Annotated in this window: 16 protein-coding genes; all 16 read right to left on the bottom strand. The window is 39.7% G+C overall.

Features of this window, described 5'->3' with window-relative positions:
* Positions 1-212: 212 nt before the first annotated feature.
* The gene (locus VCHSUH03_RS03505) at positions 213-1,511 is read right to left on the bottom strand and encodes an SLC13 family permease (RefSeq protein WP_105094079.1); all 1,299 of its coding nucleotides are present in this window, start codon (positions 1,509-1,511) and stop codon (positions 213-215) included.
* Between the two features lie 38 nt (positions 1,512-1,549).
* Positions 1,550-1,807 carry a hypothetical protein gene (locus VCHSUH03_RS03510; protein ID WP_005377387.1) on the bottom strand — a complete coding sequence of 86 codons (258 nt, stop codon included), beginning with the start codon at positions 1,805-1,807 and terminating at the stop codon, positions 1,550-1,552.
* A 192-nt stretch (positions 1,808-1,999) separates the two neighbouring features.
* On the bottom strand, positions 2,000-3,121 hold the full coding sequence (gene mmdB, locus VCHSUH03_RS03515; RefSeq protein ID WP_105094080.1) for a methylmalonyl-CoA decarboxylase subunit beta: 1,122 nt from the start codon (positions 3,119-3,121) through the stop codon (positions 2,000-2,002).
* A 70-nt stretch (positions 3,122-3,191) separates the two neighbouring features.
* Complete coding sequence (gene mmdC, locus VCHSUH03_RS03520) at positions 3,192-3,575, bottom strand: methylmalonyl-CoA decarboxylase subunit gamma (RefSeq protein ID WP_005377346.1); 384 nt, start codon at positions 3,573-3,575, stop codon at positions 3,192-3,194.
* 101 nt (positions 3,576-3,676) lie between these two features.
* Positions 3,677-3,844: a methylmalonyl-CoA decarboxylase subunit epsilon gene (gene mmdE / locus VCHSUH03_RS09515; protein ID WP_004696483.1), complete on the bottom strand. Its 168-nt coding sequence runs from the start codon at positions 3,842-3,844 to the stop codon at positions 3,677-3,679.
* 23 nt (positions 3,845-3,867) lie between these two features.
* Positions 3,868-4,212, bottom strand: a complete 345-nt coding sequence (gene mmdD, locus VCHSUH03_RS03525; protein WP_105085913.1) for a methylmalonyl-CoA decarboxylase subunit delta — start codon at positions 4,210-4,212, stop codon at positions 3,868-3,870.
* A 73-nt stretch (positions 4,213-4,285) separates the two neighbouring features.
* The gene (gene mmdA / locus VCHSUH03_RS03530; RefSeq protein WP_105085914.1) at positions 4,286-5,815 is read right to left on the bottom strand and encodes a methylmalonyl-CoA decarboxylase subunit alpha; all 1,530 of its coding nucleotides are present in this window, start codon (positions 5,813-5,815) and stop codon (positions 4,286-4,288) included.
* Positions 5,816-5,966: 151 nt separating this feature from the next.
* Positions 5,967-6,389 carry a methylmalonyl-CoA epimerase gene (mce, locus tag VCHSUH03_RS03535; RefSeq protein WP_060923997.1) on the bottom strand — a complete coding sequence of 141 codons (423 nt, stop codon included), beginning with the start codon at positions 6,387-6,389 and terminating at the stop codon, positions 5,967-5,969.
* Positions 6,390-6,440: 51 nt separating this feature from the next.
* Entirely contained in the window at positions 6,441-7,379 is a 939-nt protein-coding gene (gene meaB / locus VCHSUH03_RS03540; RefSeq protein WP_060923998.1) for a methylmalonyl Co-A mutase-associated GTPase MeaB, read from the bottom strand.
* A 78-nt stretch (positions 7,380-7,457) separates the two neighbouring features.
* A complete protein-coding gene (locus tag VCHSUH03_RS03545; RefSeq protein WP_105094081.1) occupies positions 7,458-7,853 on the bottom strand; it encodes a cobalamin B12-binding domain-containing protein in 396 nt (131 codons plus the stop codon).
* 28 nt (positions 7,854-7,881) lie between these two features.
* Positions 7,882-9,528 carry an acyl-CoA mutase large subunit family protein gene (locus tag VCHSUH03_RS03550; protein ID WP_005386006.1) on the bottom strand — a complete coding sequence of 549 codons (1,647 nt, stop codon included), beginning with the start codon at positions 9,526-9,528 and terminating at the stop codon, positions 7,882-7,884.
* A gap of 28 nt (positions 9,529-9,556) precedes the next feature.
* Positions 9,557-11,062, bottom strand: a complete 1,506-nt coding sequence (locus VCHSUH03_RS03555; RefSeq protein ID WP_039969068.1) for an acetyl-CoA hydrolase/transferase family protein — start codon at positions 11,060-11,062, stop codon at positions 9,557-9,559.
* Between the two features lie 520 nt (positions 11,063-11,582).
* Complete coding sequence (locus tag VCHSUH03_RS03560; RefSeq protein WP_105094082.1) at positions 11,583-12,821, bottom strand: O-antigen ligase family protein; 1,239 nt, start codon at positions 12,819-12,821, stop codon at positions 11,583-11,585.
* Positions 12,822-12,830: 9 nt separating this feature from the next.
* Positions 12,831-14,138: a bifunctional folylpolyglutamate synthase/dihydrofolate synthase gene (locus tag VCHSUH03_RS03565; RefSeq protein ID WP_105094083.1), complete on the bottom strand. Its 1,308-nt coding sequence runs from the start codon at positions 14,136-14,138 to the stop codon at positions 12,831-12,833.
* A 12-nt stretch (positions 14,139-14,150) separates the two neighbouring features.
* Positions 14,151-16,808, bottom strand: coding sequence for a valine--tRNA ligase (locus VCHSUH03_RS03570; protein WP_105094084.1), 2,658 nt, complete (start codon positions 16,806-16,808; stop codon positions 14,151-14,153).
* 21 nt (positions 16,809-16,829) lie between these two features.
* Positions 16,830-17,720, bottom strand: coding sequence for a twin-arginine translocase subunit TatC (tatC, locus tag VCHSUH03_RS03575; protein WP_105094085.1), 891 nt, complete (start codon positions 17,718-17,720; stop codon positions 16,830-16,832).
* Position 17,721: the final 1 nt, after the last annotated feature.

Raw genomic sequence — 17,721 nt, forward strand, 5'->3', positions numbered from 1 at the left:
AGATGTGTATAAGAGACATATACTATATCATATTTTTTTGATATAGTCAATTGCATAAAATTAATCATGCAAATTAGTTTAATTCATATTGCTTTTGATTACACTTATATGTAATCTATATTAAAATCATATAGGCTAAAATCATAAAAAACGAGGCCGAATCTTACGATTCGACCTCGTATGTGCTTTATAGTAGAGTAACCTATCCCCTATTATTTACCAGGGAAGAATGGCCATACCATTGGAATGATAATTAAGCTTACTACGAAGCAAACTAAAATCAATGGAACGCCGGCTTTTACATAGTCTGTAAATTTGTATTGACCAGGGCCAAGTACTAATGTATTTGGAGGTGTACCTACAGGTGTACCGAATGCACAAGATGCAGCAACGCCGATAGCCATCAATACAGCATGAGGGTCAGCGCCCATACCTTGAGCAATGGAGATACCGATAGGAGCCAATAATGCGCAAGATGCTGTGTTAGACATAAATTGAGTCATAACACAAGACAATGCGAATAATACTGCTGTTGCAAAGTAAGGGCTAGGGTCAGAACCCATAACACCGATTACTGCATTAGCAATCATTTTGCCTGCACCAGATTGATCAAGTGCAGTTGCTACTGGCATCATACCAGCGAATAAGAAGATTGTTACCCAGTCAATAGATGTGTAAGCTTGTTTTTCGTTCAAGCAACCAGTTAATACGCAAAGCATTGCGCCAATAACTGCAACCATGCTCAATGGTAAGTTGATACCATAACCTTTTAGGAAGTCACCTAAAATCATAGCAATGATTACGCCTAAAAGAATAAGACCAGAGTATAATTGTTTCTTAGGATCGTTAGAAATATCTTCAGCAGCTACTTCTTGTTCAACGTCGCCAGCATCTTGAATTTCATGTTTAGGTAGTAAATGTTTACCAATAAGCATCATGAATGCGATAGTAGCAACAGTCAAAGGAATACCAATCCAAGCAAATTCGAAGAAACCAAATGGTTGTTCACCAAATTTAGTTAATGTACCACTTACGATAATATTTGGAGGTGTACCAACCATTGTAATGATACCACCAATACCTGCAGCAAATGCTAAAGGCATCAATTGACGAGAAGCAGGAATCTTCGCAACAGCACAGATACCTACAACTACTGGAAGTAATGCAGCTGTTGTACCAGTGTTGGACAAGAATGCAGACATAGTTGCAGTAACAACCATGATGGCAAACATTAAACCATTTTCGCTAGTACCTGCATGAGATACTACTGTTTCCCCAATTTTTTGAGCTAAACCAGTGTAGAACAATGCAGCACCAACAACGAACATACCAGCGAACAACACAACTGTACTATCAGATAAACCAGAGAATACAACCTTAGGAGTAATAATACCCATAAGGCCAAGTGTAATAGCGCCGCCTAAAGAAGTAATAGCTAGAGGAATAATTTCCGTAACAAATAAAACAGCCATGACTGCGAGGACGATTAAGGTTTGTTCTGCAGTACCCATACATCATCATCTCCCTTCAGAGAAATGCACTGATATTGTTATAAGAGGTATAAAATATAACCTACGATACCAATGGCGGAAGCCATCAAAAAAGTGATCCCATATCCCTCTCTTGTTTTAGGATACCCAAAGAATAAGGTTTCACCTAAAAATCCTCGGCGATTAAACCAAGTATATTTAGTTCTGCGTTGAAACCATTTAGCTTTGCCTTCAACACCGATAATCAGTGCCGTAATAAAAAATACAATAAATGCCCAGATAAAACAAATCAGTATTTTTAATTCTACAGATAACAAGTGACCACCTCTACTAAATTTAAAGCACTAGAAGGTTATTGTGTGAATTCTTGTATCACCTAATGACCGATCTGAAAAGCATTTATTGCAAATATACCCTATTTATGCATGAATACATAGATTTAAAGGGTTTTTATATTCACCAATAGGTGTACCTAATTAGGCACACCTTGGTGAATAATTATTAAATTACTAATGGTTAGACAACATAGCAAGCATTGTACCTGCTGCTACTGCTGTACCGATAACGCCAGCTACGTTTGGACCCATAGCATGCATGAGCAAGAAGTTAGCTGGGTTAGCTTTCGCACCTACAACTTGAGATACGCGAGCCGCCATTGGAACCGCGGATACACCAGCAGAACCAATAAGTGGATTTGTTTTACCACCATCTACTAAGCTCATCAATTTACCGAATAATACGCCACCAGCAGTACCACCGATGAATGCAACCAAACCTAAGCAAATGATAAGGAGTGTTTGCACGCTTAAGAAGTGTTCCGCACTCATTGTTAAACCAGTACCAGTTGCTAAGAAGATAGTAACAGTATTGATCAACGCATTTTGAGATGTATCGGACAAACGATCAGTTACGCCAGATTCACGGAACAAGTTACCTAACATCAACATACCTAAAAGGGATGTAATGGAAGGAAGCAATAAGGAAATGAAGATCGTAGAAATAATTGGGAATACGATTTTTTCAAAACGTGTAACTTCACGCAATTGTTCCATAACAATTTCGCGTTCTTTTTGCGTAGTGAATAATTTCATTACAGGTGGTTGAATCAATGGTACCAAGGACATATAGGAATATGCGGCAACCGCGATAGCACCTAATAAATGAGGAGCTAGCTTAGTAGCTAAGTAAATGGATGTAGGACCGTCAGCACCACCGATGATACCGATAGCAGCTGCTTCTTGAGCTGTAAAGCCAAGCATCATTGCGCCACCTAAAGCAACGAATACGCCGATTTGAGCAGCAGCACCTAAAAGCAATGTTTTAGGATTAGCAATGAGTGGACCAAAGTCAGTCATTGCACCTACACCAAGGAAAATTAAAGGTGGGAAGATTTCTTGAGAGATACCTGCACTAATAAGAGCCATAACGCCTTCTTCGAAGCCATTACGAGGAATATTAGCAAGTACACAACCAAACGCAATCGGACCCAACAATAATGGTTCAAACTCTTTAGCAAATGCCAAGTACAATAGGATCAAACCTACAAGAATCATAATAGCATTGCCTGTTGTAAATGCGAGGAACCCGCTATCAGTTATAACGGATTGAATCGCAACAGCAAAAGCCTCCATATGCGTTCCCCTTTCACAAATATAAAATTGTTATACGACGCGGACTAGCCGCGTCATACACAACTTGGTATTAACCAAGAACAACCATGTCATCGCCAGTGGATACAGTTTGGTTAGCAGCTACGCGAACTTCTGCAACTACAGCATCATGAGGAGCTGCGATTTCGTTTTGCATTTTCATAGCTTCAAGAATCAACAAAGTTTCGCCTTTTTTAACTGCTTGACCAGCGGATACTGCTACAGATAAGATTTTACCAGGCATTGGAGCTTTTACAGTTTCAGCACCTGCTGGAACTGGTGCTGCTGCTGCAGCTGGAGCTGGAGCTGGTGCAGGAGCTGCTTTAGGAGCTGCTGCTGGAGCTGCTTTAGGAGCCGCTGCAGGAGCTGCTGCTTTTACTTCATTAACTTCTACATCATATGCTGTGCCATTTACTGTAACGTTGAATTTTTTCATTTTAAATTCCTCCAAAATGTGTATGTCTACACAATACTTATAAATTTCTTTTACACATATAAATTAGATAATCTATTGAATTATCAAATTAGCCTATAATCTTATCGATTACCACGCAAACGGCCTTCCATTTTCCAATTATAGCTTACGATTGGACGGATATGCGCGATTTGATCAGCGGAATAACCCATTGCCGCTAATGCACCAACGATTACTGCTACTACATCTTGAGATGGAGCTTTACCGTTAGTTGTTGTAGCATTGCTCATTACAAATGCCTCCTAAAATTTTATTAACCTCTACCGCTTAAACGACCTTCCAAGCGCCATTTAGCGCTGGTTGCTGTAGGTCGAATAGATGCAATTTGTTCAGATGAATACCCCATCGCCACAATGGCACCTACGATAGCTGCTACTACTTCATCCTCATTTTGAGCAGATGCACTTGGTGCAGCCACTGGAGTAGCTGCTGGAGCCGCAACAGGTGCACTTGCTGGTACTTCTTTTTTCTTCTTAGTAGGGTCAATCAAATGAACAATTGTCATTAAAACACCTAAAAGAATCAACACAACAAATACAACTGTCATATTAATGGCCATGATTAACCAAGGATTGGTAGTAACTGCTTGTCCTTCCATAATCATTCCCCTTTCTAAAAAATTAGTAAAGAAAGGTATCTCCCAAATTCGATGTTCTTGTTATCGAAACGAATTATAATGGAATATTACCATGTTTCTTTGGAGCACGGTTTTCGCGTTTGCTTGCAAGCATTGCCAAAGCGTTGATAACTGCTGGACGAGTTTGTTTTGGTTCGATTACAACGTCTACGAAGCCACGTTCTGCAGCTTTGTATGGAGTTGCGAACTCTTCTACGTATTTAGCTGTTTTAGCATCTTTATCTTCGTCTTTCTTGAAGATAATGTTAGCTGCACCAGCAGGACCCATTACAGCGATTTCGGATGTAGGCCAAGCGTATACTTGGTCAGCGCCCAAATCTTGGGAACACATAGCGAGGTAAGAACCGCCGTATGCTTTACGAGTGATAACAGTAATTTTTGGTACTGTAGCTTCAGAGTAAGCATACAACATTTTAGCACCATGACGAATGATACCGCCCCATTCTTGATTTGTGCCAGGCAAGAAACCAGGAACGTCAACAAAGTTAACGATTGGAATATTGAAAGCATCACAGAAACGGATGAAACGGGAAGATTTGTCGGATGCATTGATGTCCAAGCAACCAGCCATTACTTTTGGTTGGTTAGCAATGATACCAACGGATTGACCGTCAAAACGTGCGAAACAAGTAATAATATTTGTAGCATAGAATGGTTGTACTTCATAGTATTCACCATTATCTACAGTAGCTGCGATAACATCTTTCATGTCGTATGGCATGTTACTGTTATCAGGCAACAAGCTGTTCAAGCCTTCGTCTTCGCGAGTTGGATCATCGCCAGTATCTACTAATGGAGCATCTTCCATATTATTGGATGGCAAGAAGCCTAATAAGTAGCGAATTTGAGCGATGCAATCATCTTCATCTTCAGCTGCAAAGTGAGCAACACCAGACACAGAGTTGTGAGCCATTGCGCCACCAAGGTCTTCAGCTGTTACTTCTTCACCAGTTACAGATTTGATAACTGCAGGACCAGTGATGAACATTTGAGATGTGTTTTTAACCATGTAGATGAAGTCAGTTAATGCTGGAGAATATACAGCACCACCTGCACATGGGCCCATGATTACGGAAATTTGTGGAATAACGCCAGATGCATTTGTATTTTCAAAGAAAATTTTACCGTAACCAGCAAGCGCATCTACTGCTTCTTGAATACGAGCACCGCCGGAATCATTGATACCAACGATAGGAGCACCCATTTTCATTGCTAAACGTTGTACTTTAACAATTTTAGCAGCATGCATTTCACCAAGAGAACCACCTTCTACAGTGAAGTCTTGTGCAAATGCATATACTAAACGACCGTCAATAGTACCATAACCAGTTACTACACCTTCGCCTGGTAATTCTTTCTTTTCTTGACCGAAGTTAACACAACGATGTTTAACAAATTGATCAAGTTCAACGAAAGAGTTATCATCGAATAATTTAGCCAAACGTTCACGAGCAGTCATTTTGCCTTGAGCATGTTGTTTCTCAACGCGTTTTTCACCGCCACCAGCTTTAACTTTAGCTAGTTTTTCGTGCAATAACTCGATTTTTTCTTGCACTGTTGCCATTATAGCACCTCCAAATAAAACTTGTTACAGTATCATTTTATTTCATAAATAATTAAAGTTCAAGCATGCATACATATTTAATATATAACTAGTGATTATATGAATATGTATATCTATTACTCATACATAATGATGTGAATTGGATACTGTATTATTTCATACGTTGACATAATTCAAGCAATACGCCACCTGTTGCTTTTGGATGTAAGAAAGCAATAGAGGAACCGCCTGCACCGTAACGAGGTTTTTCGTCAATCATACGAACGCCTTTAGCCATCAAATCAGCAATAGCATTTTCAATATTATCAACGCGCAATGCAACGTGTTGGATACCATCACGACCGCCATTTTTTTCGATGAATTTACCGATAGGGCCATCTGGAGTTGTAGTTTCTAAGAATTCAAGTTCAGCATCGCCACATGGGAAGAAGGATACTTTTACTTTTTGTTCTTCAACCACTTCATCTTCTGGAAGATGTTGAATACCCAATGCATTTTTATAGAATTCTTTAGTTGCTGCTAAATCATTAACACCAATACCGATGTGATCCACTTGTAATACTTTAAAAGCCATTTCGATTATCTCCTTTTCAAGGCTAAATCTCTAATGCTATGTAGTCGCCGTCTACTTTAGCACGCTTGTCATTACGCCGTTAACAACTGTGTATGGATCGCTTTCGCGTTCGTTAACAGCTGCCACTTGGCTATTAAATTCGTCGCTTGTAACAATTTTATCAGCTACATAACGACCAATTTGTTCATTAATCATTGCGATGATTTCATCACGAGTACGTTCTGCCCGACGAGATTCCAATTCACCAGAATCTTCAAGATACTCAAAATGTTCATCTAAAGCGTCGATGAGTTCATCTACGCCTTGGTCCTTGCTAGCAATTGTGCGCTTAATTGGTGGGCGCCATTTTACTTCACGAGAGTCTAGGTCAAGCATCATTTCAATTTCTACATTCAAACGATCACAACCATCTCGGTCAGCTTTATTGATAGCAAATACATCGCCAATTTCAAGAATACCTGCTTTGATAGCTTGGATATCATCACCGAGACCAGGAACAAGTACAACCAGTGTAGTATCTGCATTTTTAACGATATCTACTTCGGATTGACCTACACCTACTGTTTCAATGATTACTAAATCCATGCCAAAGGCATCCATGAGTTTTACAACGTCTGCAGTCTTTTTAGATAAACCACCAAGACTACCACGCGTGCCCATGCTTCGAATAAATACATTTTCATTTAATGTCAAATCATTCATTCGAATACGGTCCCCCAAGATAGCACCACCAGAGAATGGGCTTGTTGGGTCGATGGCAACGATGCCGATTTTTTTACCTTGATCTAGATAATGTTTAACAACTTTATCAGTCAAAGTACTTTTACCAGCACCAGGGGCCCCAGTAATACCGAGAATACGTGCATTCCCTGTTTTAGGGTAAATAGCCTTCATAATATCAATGGCATTTTCATACTCGTTTTCTACAGCTGTTATGGACCGTGCTAAGGCTAGTCGGGAACCTTCAAAAAGTTCTTTAACTAAATCCACTCGCCTCACCACCTATCTTAAAATATGGGAATAGAGGGGAGACAACTATTCAGTTGAACCCCTCTCTTGCCCAATTAATTATTTAACGTTTTCGTTGATGAATTTAACGATATCGCCAGTTGGTGTACCAGGTGTGAATACTGCTGCTACGCCAGCTGCTTTCAAGCCAGGGATATCAGCGTCAGGAATAACGCCACCACCGATTACAAGTACATCGCCCATGCCTTTTTCTTTCAAAAGTTCAACAATTTTAGGGAACAATGTGTTATGAGCACCGGAAAGAAGGGATAATGCAACTACATTAACGTCTTCAGAAAGAGCTGCTTCTACGATTTGTTCTGGAGTTTGACGAAGACCAGTGTAGATTACTTCGAAACCAGCATCGCGAAGTGCGCGTGCTACTACTTTTGCACCACGGTCATGACCATCAAGACCTGGTTTTGCTACGATTACTCTAATACGTTTTTCTGCCATGATTAATTACCTCCGAAATTAGCCGATATTATAATGTGGAATGAGCTTCGTATTCACCGAATACTTCGCGCAATACATTACAAATTTCACCCAAAGTAGCATATGTTTTAACTGCATCAAGAATTAATGGCATCAAGTTAACGTTTTCATCAGCTGCACCAGCTTTAAGAGCTGCTAATGCTTTATCAACTGCTGCTTGATCGCGGTTAGCGCGAACTGCTTGAGTTTTCTTGGATTGGTTAACACCAACGGAAGCATCTACGCGAAGTAAGTCTTTTGGAGCTTCTTCTTCAACTTGGAATTTGTTTACGCCAACGATTGTGCGCAAGCCAGATTCAACTTCCATTTGCCATTTGTAAGCGGATTCTTGAATTTCTTTTTGGATGTAGCCTTTTTCGATTGCTACTACAGCGCCGCCCATTTCATCAATTTTCTTGATGTATGCCATAGCTTCGTCATAGATAGCGTTAGTCATAGCTTCTACATAGTAGGAACCGCCCAATGGGTCAACTACGTCAGCCAAACCAGATTCGTAAGCCACGATTTGTTGTGTACGAAGAGCTACTTGTACAGATGCTTCTGTAGGAAGAGCCAACGCTTCGTCACGGGAGTTTGTATGTAAGGATTGAGTACCGCCCATTACAGCAGCTGCAGTTTGAAGAGCAACACGAACGATGTTGTTATCAACTTGTTGTGCAGTCAACATGGAACCAGCTGTTTGAGTATGTACACGAAGCATCATGGATTTTGGTTTTTTAGCACCAAAACGTTCTTTCATGATTGTTGCCCATAAACGGCGGGATGCACGGAATTTAGCAACTTCTTCAAGTACGTTGTTATGAGCATTCCAGAAGAAGGAAAGACGACCAGCGAATGTATCAACATCAAGACCAGCTTTCAAAGCTGCTTCTACGTATGCGATACCATCAGCAATTGTGAATGCGATTTCTTGAGCTGCTGTGGAACCTGCTTCACGGATGTGGTAACCGGAGATGGAAATTGTGTTCCATTTTGGAACGTTTTGAGAACAATATTCGAAGATATTAGTGATCAAACGCATGGATGGTTTTGGTGGGAAAATGTAAGTACCACGAGCTGCGTATTCTTTCAAAATATCATTTTGAATTGTACCTTTCAATTCTGTGGAAGGTACGCCTTGTTTTTCAGCTACTGCGATGTACATTGCCAACAAAACGGATGCTGGAGCGTTGATTGTCATGGATGTGGATACTTTACCAAGATCGATGCCGTCGAACAAGATTTCCATATCTGCCAAGGAGTCAATCGCTACACCTACTTTACCAACTTCGCCTTCTGCAACTGCATCGTCGGAGTCATAACCAATTTGTGTAGGTAAGTCGAATGCACAGGAAAGACCAGTTGCACCAGACTCGATTAGGTAGCGGTAACGTTTGTTAGATTCTTCTGCTGTAGCGAAGCCTGCATACATACGCATTGTCCAGAAACGACCACGGTACATAGTAGGTTGTACGCCACGAGTATAAGGGAATTCGCCAGGCATACCCAAATCACGTTCATAGTCAAAACCTTCGATATCAACTGGTGTATATACACGGTTGTATTTTAAATTTTGACGTTCTGGAGTTTTTGCACTTTTTTCGTCACAAAGTTTGTTGTACTCAGCAATTTGGGCTTTTAAGTTTTCGTAAGCCATGTTTTCATCATCCTCCTAAAAAAACAGGTTATTTTTTCATGCTTCCAGTTTCTGTGAAGCGTTTATGCCAAGAAAGAGCTTCATCAAGCAACATAGGTGTATGGGCATTCTTTGTTGCAGCTAATGCTTTTTCTAGGTATTCAGTTAACATAGGTTTGTAGTCTGGGTGAGCACATTTTTCAATGATCAAACGAGCTCTTTCCACTGGGCTCAAACCACGGCAGTCAGCAACACCTTGTTCTGTACAGAAAATCATAGTGTCATGTTCTGGGTGATCCACATGAGATACATATGGAACGATAGAACTGATGTCGCCATTTTTAGCAACGGAGTTAGTGCAGAAAATAGTGAGATAAGCACTACGTGCAAAGTCACCAGAACCACCAACACCATTCATCATTTTGCTACCCATAATATGAGTAGAGTTTACATTGCCAAAAATATCAAATTCGATAGCGGTATTCATGGCAATGACACCAATACGGCGAGCAATACCAGGGTTGTTGGAAATTTCTTGTGGGCGAAGAATGATTTTTTTACGATATTCATCAATATTCGCATAGAAACGTTTCAACCCATCTGGAGAAGGACTTAATGCAGTACCGGAACATACAGTTACTTTACCAGCATCGATCAAGTCGAACATACCATCTTGGATTACTTCTGTATAGATGGACAAATCTGTGAATGGGCCTTTAGCAAGACCACTGATTACCGCATTTGCTACGGAACCTACACCAGATTGTAATGGAAGCAAGTTTTTAGGTAAACGACCTTCTGCAATTTCTTGTTCGAAGAATTTGATAAGGTGTTGACTCATTGCTTTTGCATCATCATCGATAGGTGCCAAAGGTCTTGTTGTATCAGGAACATCACAAGGTACTACTGCAACAATTTTACTTGGGTCACAAGGAATTGCTTCAGTACCAATACGATCACCAGGTGTTTCCAATGGAATTGGTTTACGATGTGGTGGATCGAGTGGTTCATAGATATCATGCATACCTACCAAGGAAAGTGGTTGGGATACGTTTACTTCTACGATAACCTTTTTAGCTTGACTAACAAATGTTGGAGAGTTACCAACAGATGTTGTAGGTACTAAAGAGCCATCTTCGTTGATTTGACAAACTTCTACGATAGCTACGTCTAAATCGCCAAAGAAGCCATAGCGAACATTTTGTGCCATTGTGCTTAAATGCATATCAATGTATTTAACAGCACCGCTATTTAAGGCTTTACGTGTATCCCCATTTGTTTGATATGGGAAACGACGATTGATACCGTTAGCACGAGTTAACGCGCCATCAGCTTCATCACCTACGGAAGCACCTGTCCACAAATCAATTTTGAATGGTTCTTTTTCCATTCTTTCTGCCAATGCCAATGGCACTGCTTTTGCATAACCAGATGGAGTAAAGCCGGAAATACCAACTTTATCGTTAGGGTTAATCAAAAGAGCTGCATCATAAGCAGTGACAATTTTACCTTGGAGGGCCGCACATTTAACGCGGTCTTTGATGTCTATCACCATTACCATCTCCTTTAAGAGTAACATTGTATAAACGACAGTTTGATCTCTTGGTCGTTCCTTAAACCGACTTCATCGTAGTCCACATCCAACGTATTGTCAACTTATATGACTAAAATGTATTTTTCATCACACTTTATGGGTGCATTATGATTAAAATGCATAGATTTTCATATATTCACATAAGTTTTATTCACATCGCTATAACTCACAGGAATTATCGATTTATGGCATATATTGATGTTTTTCAATTAAATCGAACTCTCTCTATACAATATATAGACCCTTTTCAATATAAAACAACATCTCATATACAAGAACTAGACCATACACCTCCCTATAAAGATACAATGATATACAAAAAACCGGCTTTCAAATGCCAACGATAATGTTCAATTATGTCTAACATTAGAAAACCGGTTATACTACTTAATACGTACCTACCCAAGGTATGTATTAATTATACCATATTATGAAATTATATATCTACCATAAAACATGCTAATTATACAAGATATGACAATTATGCAGATTTATCAGCAGACAGTTGAACTTTTACAAAGGCCCCTACCCAACCAAACAATTGCCAAAATACGATGGTTACTTGATGACTATATAGCTCAAAATCGGATAAGCCACTAAATAAAACACCTATAGCTAACGCACCTACACCAACTTGTGCAGCTTGGCGGAATATATCCCCTTCAAGTCTTATAGATGTAATAACATGACCAATAATAACTGCTAGGAATGATATCAATCCTGGGATGCCTGATTCAGCTAATATATTGAGATACAAATTATGGGCATGATACATCAAGACGTGAGGTCCTTGAATATAATAGTTATAATCTGGATATACTAAGTAAAATGTATTCCACCCAATACCAAAGATAGGATTTTCACGTACGATATACATGGTACTATCCCATAAAGCCCATCGAAGATCAGCTGATGTATCATGGCCTTGGAATATAGACCACAACCTTGAAGCTATTTCACCATCATAAAAATATAAAATTATTGGCACTGCTAATAAAGATAAGAATAATCTTCGTTCCACAAAGATTGCCCAATACAAAATCATCGCTCCAAAGCTAATCCAAATTCCCCTAGAATAGGTTAGTAGCATCGTTAAGAATAATATAATACCTATAACGAGCATCGTAACGACTTCGCGGGTACGATTTTCTTTCATATATACCAAGATATAGCTGATACATACGCTGAGCACCATCAATAGATAGGCTCCCAACAAATTAGGATTTTGTAAGGTGGAAGACATGCGTCGCATCAATTTTGGGAACTGTGCTGCATCTACCCACTCTTTTATATGGATATTAGGAACAAATACATATTGATAAGCACCTATGATACACACTAGAACTGCAGTACCTAGCAAGGCACGAAGAAAATAATTCCACTGCTTAGGGGTTTGAATGTATGTGCGAACGAGATAATACATTCCACCGCTAGCCACGATTTGATAAAACCAACTTTGGATAGACCAATCCCAATTCTCTGACACCAGTGAAGATATTCCTGTCCATACCACAAAGATCATAACGGACCAGGATAAATAACCCGTTGGTAAGCTCAATGACTTACTAGATATCAAATCATATAAAGCAAGCCCTATCGCTAGCCACAGAAGTACATCCCCCACCATAGGTTGTAATGGCATAGCAACTACAACACCATAAATTAATCGTTCAATATAGAACGTAATTCTCTTCTGATTAGGAATAAGTGAGAGTTCCATAGGCTCACCTTAATGACTCATCTCATGGTAAAACCACTGACGAGCATCTCCTAAAATATATAAGGAACCACAAACGGCGATAATATCACTAGACTTTGTATGTTTGTAGGCTAAGGCTAACGCCTCTTCAATAGAATCAGCTGTTTGTGCTATAGCTTTTGGAACGATGTGACGTATTTTCTCAACCAAAACCTCTGGCACTTCAGTTCTATCTGTTGGAGCTGGTACAACTAGAACCGTATCGCCTGCCTTAACAACTTCGCGGATAATAGCATCTTGATTTTTATCTTTAAGAATTGCCATCACAATCGTTTTTGGAGTGTCCTTAAATAATTCAGCATAGGTCATACTGAAAGATTCAGCACCTGCCGCATTATGAGCACCATCAAAGATAAAGGTGCGATCCAAGTCTCGTTTAACTTCAAATCGACCTGCCCACGTAGTGCGAGCAAATCCTTCACGCATCGTTTCTTCACTGATGTTAGTATCTTCTTTCATCAGTAACCGTACAGCCATTAATGCACACGCAAGATTGACAGATTGGTGAATGCCTGCCATTGTCGTAAACAACATTGCAGGAGCGGCATCATTAGTACTAACCGTAATCATTTGGCCACCAGTTACAGCACTACGGCTATCTATACCAAAGTCTTTATTGAAAGCATATACTTTAGCATGCTTCTCTTTAGCTACCTCTTCAATAATACGAAGCGGTGCATCCTGTGCAGCCGTTACAACAGGAACTTTAGATTTAATAATCCCTGCCTTATGACGCGCAATTTCCTCAACAGTATCACCACAATACGCTTGATGGTCTATTGTTACATTGGTAATAACCGATACCTTTGGTGTCACGATATTAGTAGAATCTAGTAATCCACCTAAACCAACTTCCACCACCGCATAGTCCACATCTTGTTCTTTGAAGAACAAAAAGGCAGCAGCCGTCAAAATTTCAAATTGCGTTGGCGCTTCTATGCCGTTAGTAATGATAGTATCAACTGCCACTTTTACACGACTAATTAGATTACCGAAGGCTTCCTCTGTTATATTTCCATCATTGATTTGAATTCGCTCCGTATAGGATTGAAGGTGAGGCGATGTAAATCGCCCCACCCGTAGTCCACTTGTAAACAGTGCGTAGGAAATATATGAGGTAACCGAGCCCTTACCATTCGTGCCTGTAACATGAACAATCTTATAGTCTTCTTGTGGATTCCCAAGGGCTTCCATAAGCGCTGTAATTCGTTCAAGGCCAGGCTTAATACCGAATGAAGATGCCTGTTCTAAATAGGCTAAGGCCTCTTGATATGTCATATAAACCTCCTATTATAAGGTTTCAAGGAACGCTTCACGTTCCAATAACGCTTGTTGTTTTTGTTTATATTCTTCTAACTTTTCTTTTTCTTTTGCTACTACAGCTTCTGGAGCTTTTGCGAGGAAGCCTTGGTTAGACAATTTGCCTTCCAAACGGGAAATTTCTTTTTCCATTTGGATTTTTTCCTTTGCAATACGCTCTCTTTCTTTTTCACCGTCGATCAAGTCTTTAAGTAAGAGATATACTTCCATACCATTTACAACTGTTACAGTCGCATTTTCTGGTTTTGGATCATCGGCACCAAGAATTGTTACCTTCTCAGCCCAAGCTAATGTAACGAAGTAATCGCTATGATCTGCTACAGTTTGAGCTAATGCTTCATCTGTTGGTGCTACGATAACCTCAGCTTTTTTACCTAAAGGCACATTCATTTCAGCACGCATGTTACGAATACCTTTGATGGCATCCATCATAACTTCCATTTGACGAGCTGCACTTTCAAGATTATCAAACTTTAATGCTTCAGGCCATTTTGCAACAACGATGCTATCCCCTTCATGAGGTAAATGTTGCCAAATATGTTCTGTTACGAACGGCATAAATGGATGTAACAATTCAAGCATGTGACGCAAGATTGTTACAAGTAAATATTGAACTGTACGACGATCACGTTCATTACCATCGTTGTATAAACGAGGTTTAGCTAACTCAATATACCAGTCACAGTATGTGTTCCAAATGAAATCATATACAGAACTTGCAGCTTCACCCAACTCGAATTTATCGAGATTAGACGTTACACTTTGTACTGTTTCGTTATATTTTTGAACAATCCATTGGTCTGCTAATGTCAAATCATCTGCAGTTGGAACGAAGCTTTCATCATAATTTGTAAGATTCATCAATACAAATTTGGATGCATTCCAAATCTTATTGGCAAAGTTACGATTAGCCTCAACACGTTCCATATAGAAGCGCATATCATTACCTGGTGTGTTACCAGTAACAAGAGTAAAGCGCAATGCATCGGCACCATATTGGTCGATAACTTCAAGAGGATTAATACCATTGCCCAAGGATTTACTCATTTTACGACCTTGGCTATCACGAACAAGACCATGAATAAATACATGTTTAAATGGAATTTCATGTTCGAACTCAAGAGCCATAAAGATCATACGAGCAACCCAGAAGAAGATGATATCGTAGCCAGTTACAAGAACACTTGTTGGATACCATTGTTTAAGCTCAGGAGTTTGCTCAGGCCACCCCATTGTAGCAAATGGCCACAAGCCAGAACTGAACCATGTATCAAGAACGTCTGGATCTTGTGTAACATGACCGTGGCAATGAGGACATTCCGTAATATCGTCACGACTAACGATTGTTTCGCCGCATTCATCGCAGTACCATGCAGGAATACGATGGCCCCACCACAATTGACGGGAAATAGTCCAGTCGCGGATGTTTTCAAGCCAGTTTACATAAGTTTTTGTAAAACGTTCAGGAACAAACTCTACTTCGTGATCTTTAACAACCTTAAGAGCTGGCTCTGCTAATGGTTTCATATCTACGAACCATTGTTTAGATACCATTGGCTCAATAATTGTGTTACAACGAGAACAATGACCTACTGCATGGTCATGATCATCGATTTTTTCAAGTAAGCCTAGTTCTTTGAGTTCAGCTACAACTTGTTTACGAGCTTCTTCACGAGTCATGCCATTGAACTTGCCAGCACCTTCATTCATTGTGGCATCATTGTTCATAACAACGATGGATTCCAAATTATGACGTTGGCCCATTTCAAAGTCATTAGGGTCATGAGCAGGCGTAATTTTTACACAGCCTGTACCGAAGCTAGCATCTACATAATCATCGGCAATTACAGGAATTTCGCGATTAACAAATGGTAAAATTAATGTTTTGCCGATGAGGTCTTTATAACGATCATCATCAGGATTTACTGCTACTGCTACGTCACCGAACATTGTTTCTGGACGTGTGGTAGCAACAACTACGAAACGATTATCCTCACCTTTTACAGGATATTTAATATGCCATAAGTGGCCATGTTCGTCTTCATGTTCAACTTCAACATCAGATAAAGCAGTAGCACAACGAGGGCACCAGTTGATGATGCGTTCACCGCGATAGATTAAGCCTTTTTCATAAAGCTTTACGAACACTTCACGCACTGCATGATAGTACCCTTCATCTAATGTAAAGCGTTCGCGAGACCAGTCACAAGATGCGCCTAAGCTACGAATTTGTTTTACAATAGTATCGCCGTATTCTTTTTTCCATTCCCATACGCGTTCTACGAATTTCTCACGACCTAAATCATAGCGAGATTTGCCTTCTTCTTTAGCGAGCATTTCTTCTACTTTAATTTGTGTAGCAATACCAGCATGGTCAGTACCTGGCATCCACAATACATTGTAGCCTTGCATGCGTTTGAAACGAATAAGGATATCTTGCAATGTATTATCTAAAGCATGGCCCATGTGCAACATACCAGTTACATTAGGAGGCGGCAACACGATACTAAATGGTTCTTTATTAGTGTCTACTTCTTCGTGAAAGTATCCTTGGTTTTCCCAATATGAATACCATTTCCCTTCTATTTCACCGGGGTTATAAGTGGTTAAATTTTCGTAGGTTTTCATCGTTCCTCCTAAATAAACTCCTTAGCGCTTCATAATCTTAGCCAATACAAATAGGCTCGTTTCATATAGCAATATCATAGGCAATGCAATCATCGTTTGAGAGAACATATCCGGTGTTGGTGAAATGACAGCACCTATGATAAAGGATATAAGAATAAATATCTTACGTTTCGTTTTTAAAAAACGTGATGTAATTAAGTTGAAATATCCCAAGATGATTAAAATCAACGGCAACTCAAAGATAAATCCAAAGGGTAGAACAAAGGACAATACAAAGTCCATGTACTGACCAATGGAAAATAACGGTTGTAATTCGTCTGTAGCAAAGCCCATAAAAAACTTAACGGCTGCCGGTAGTACAAGGAAATAAGAAAATACAATACCTATGCCAAATAGACCTATTGCAACTGGTAAAATCCAGTTAGATAGCTGCTTTTCTCGCACCGTAAGGGCGGGCTTAACAAATAGCCAAATCTGATGCAATATAATAGGCGCCCCTATAATAAGACCACCTACAATAGACACCTTCATATATGTAAAGAAGGCTTCAGTTGGTTTCATATAATAGAGCTTACCAGCTGGTTTTAGGAGTATTTCCAATAAAAAGTCTACATAATAATAAGAAATACAAGTTCCTATAACAACTGCAACAGCCATTATAATTAGACGCTTTCGCAATTCAGATAGATGTCCCACAAGGGATAGTTCCCTAGCTTCGTCCATCATTTTCTGTTCCATTTCAGTATAAATCGGTTCTTCTTCCGGTTCCTCAGGAACGCGTTGATTTGCCACCTTATACCGTTCTTGCTCAGCCTTTAACTCTGCTTCGCGACGTTTTTGACGAACTACACTATCAAAAGAAGGTTTTTGTATGGGATATTCGAAGTCCGGTTTTGGTTCGAATGGTTCCATA

Origin of the sequence: Veillonella infantium (assembly GCF_002959895.1) — a bacterium.
In the GTDB taxonomy this organism is placed as follows: Bacteria; Bacillota; Negativicutes; order Veillonellales; family Veillonellaceae; genus Veillonella; species Veillonella infantium.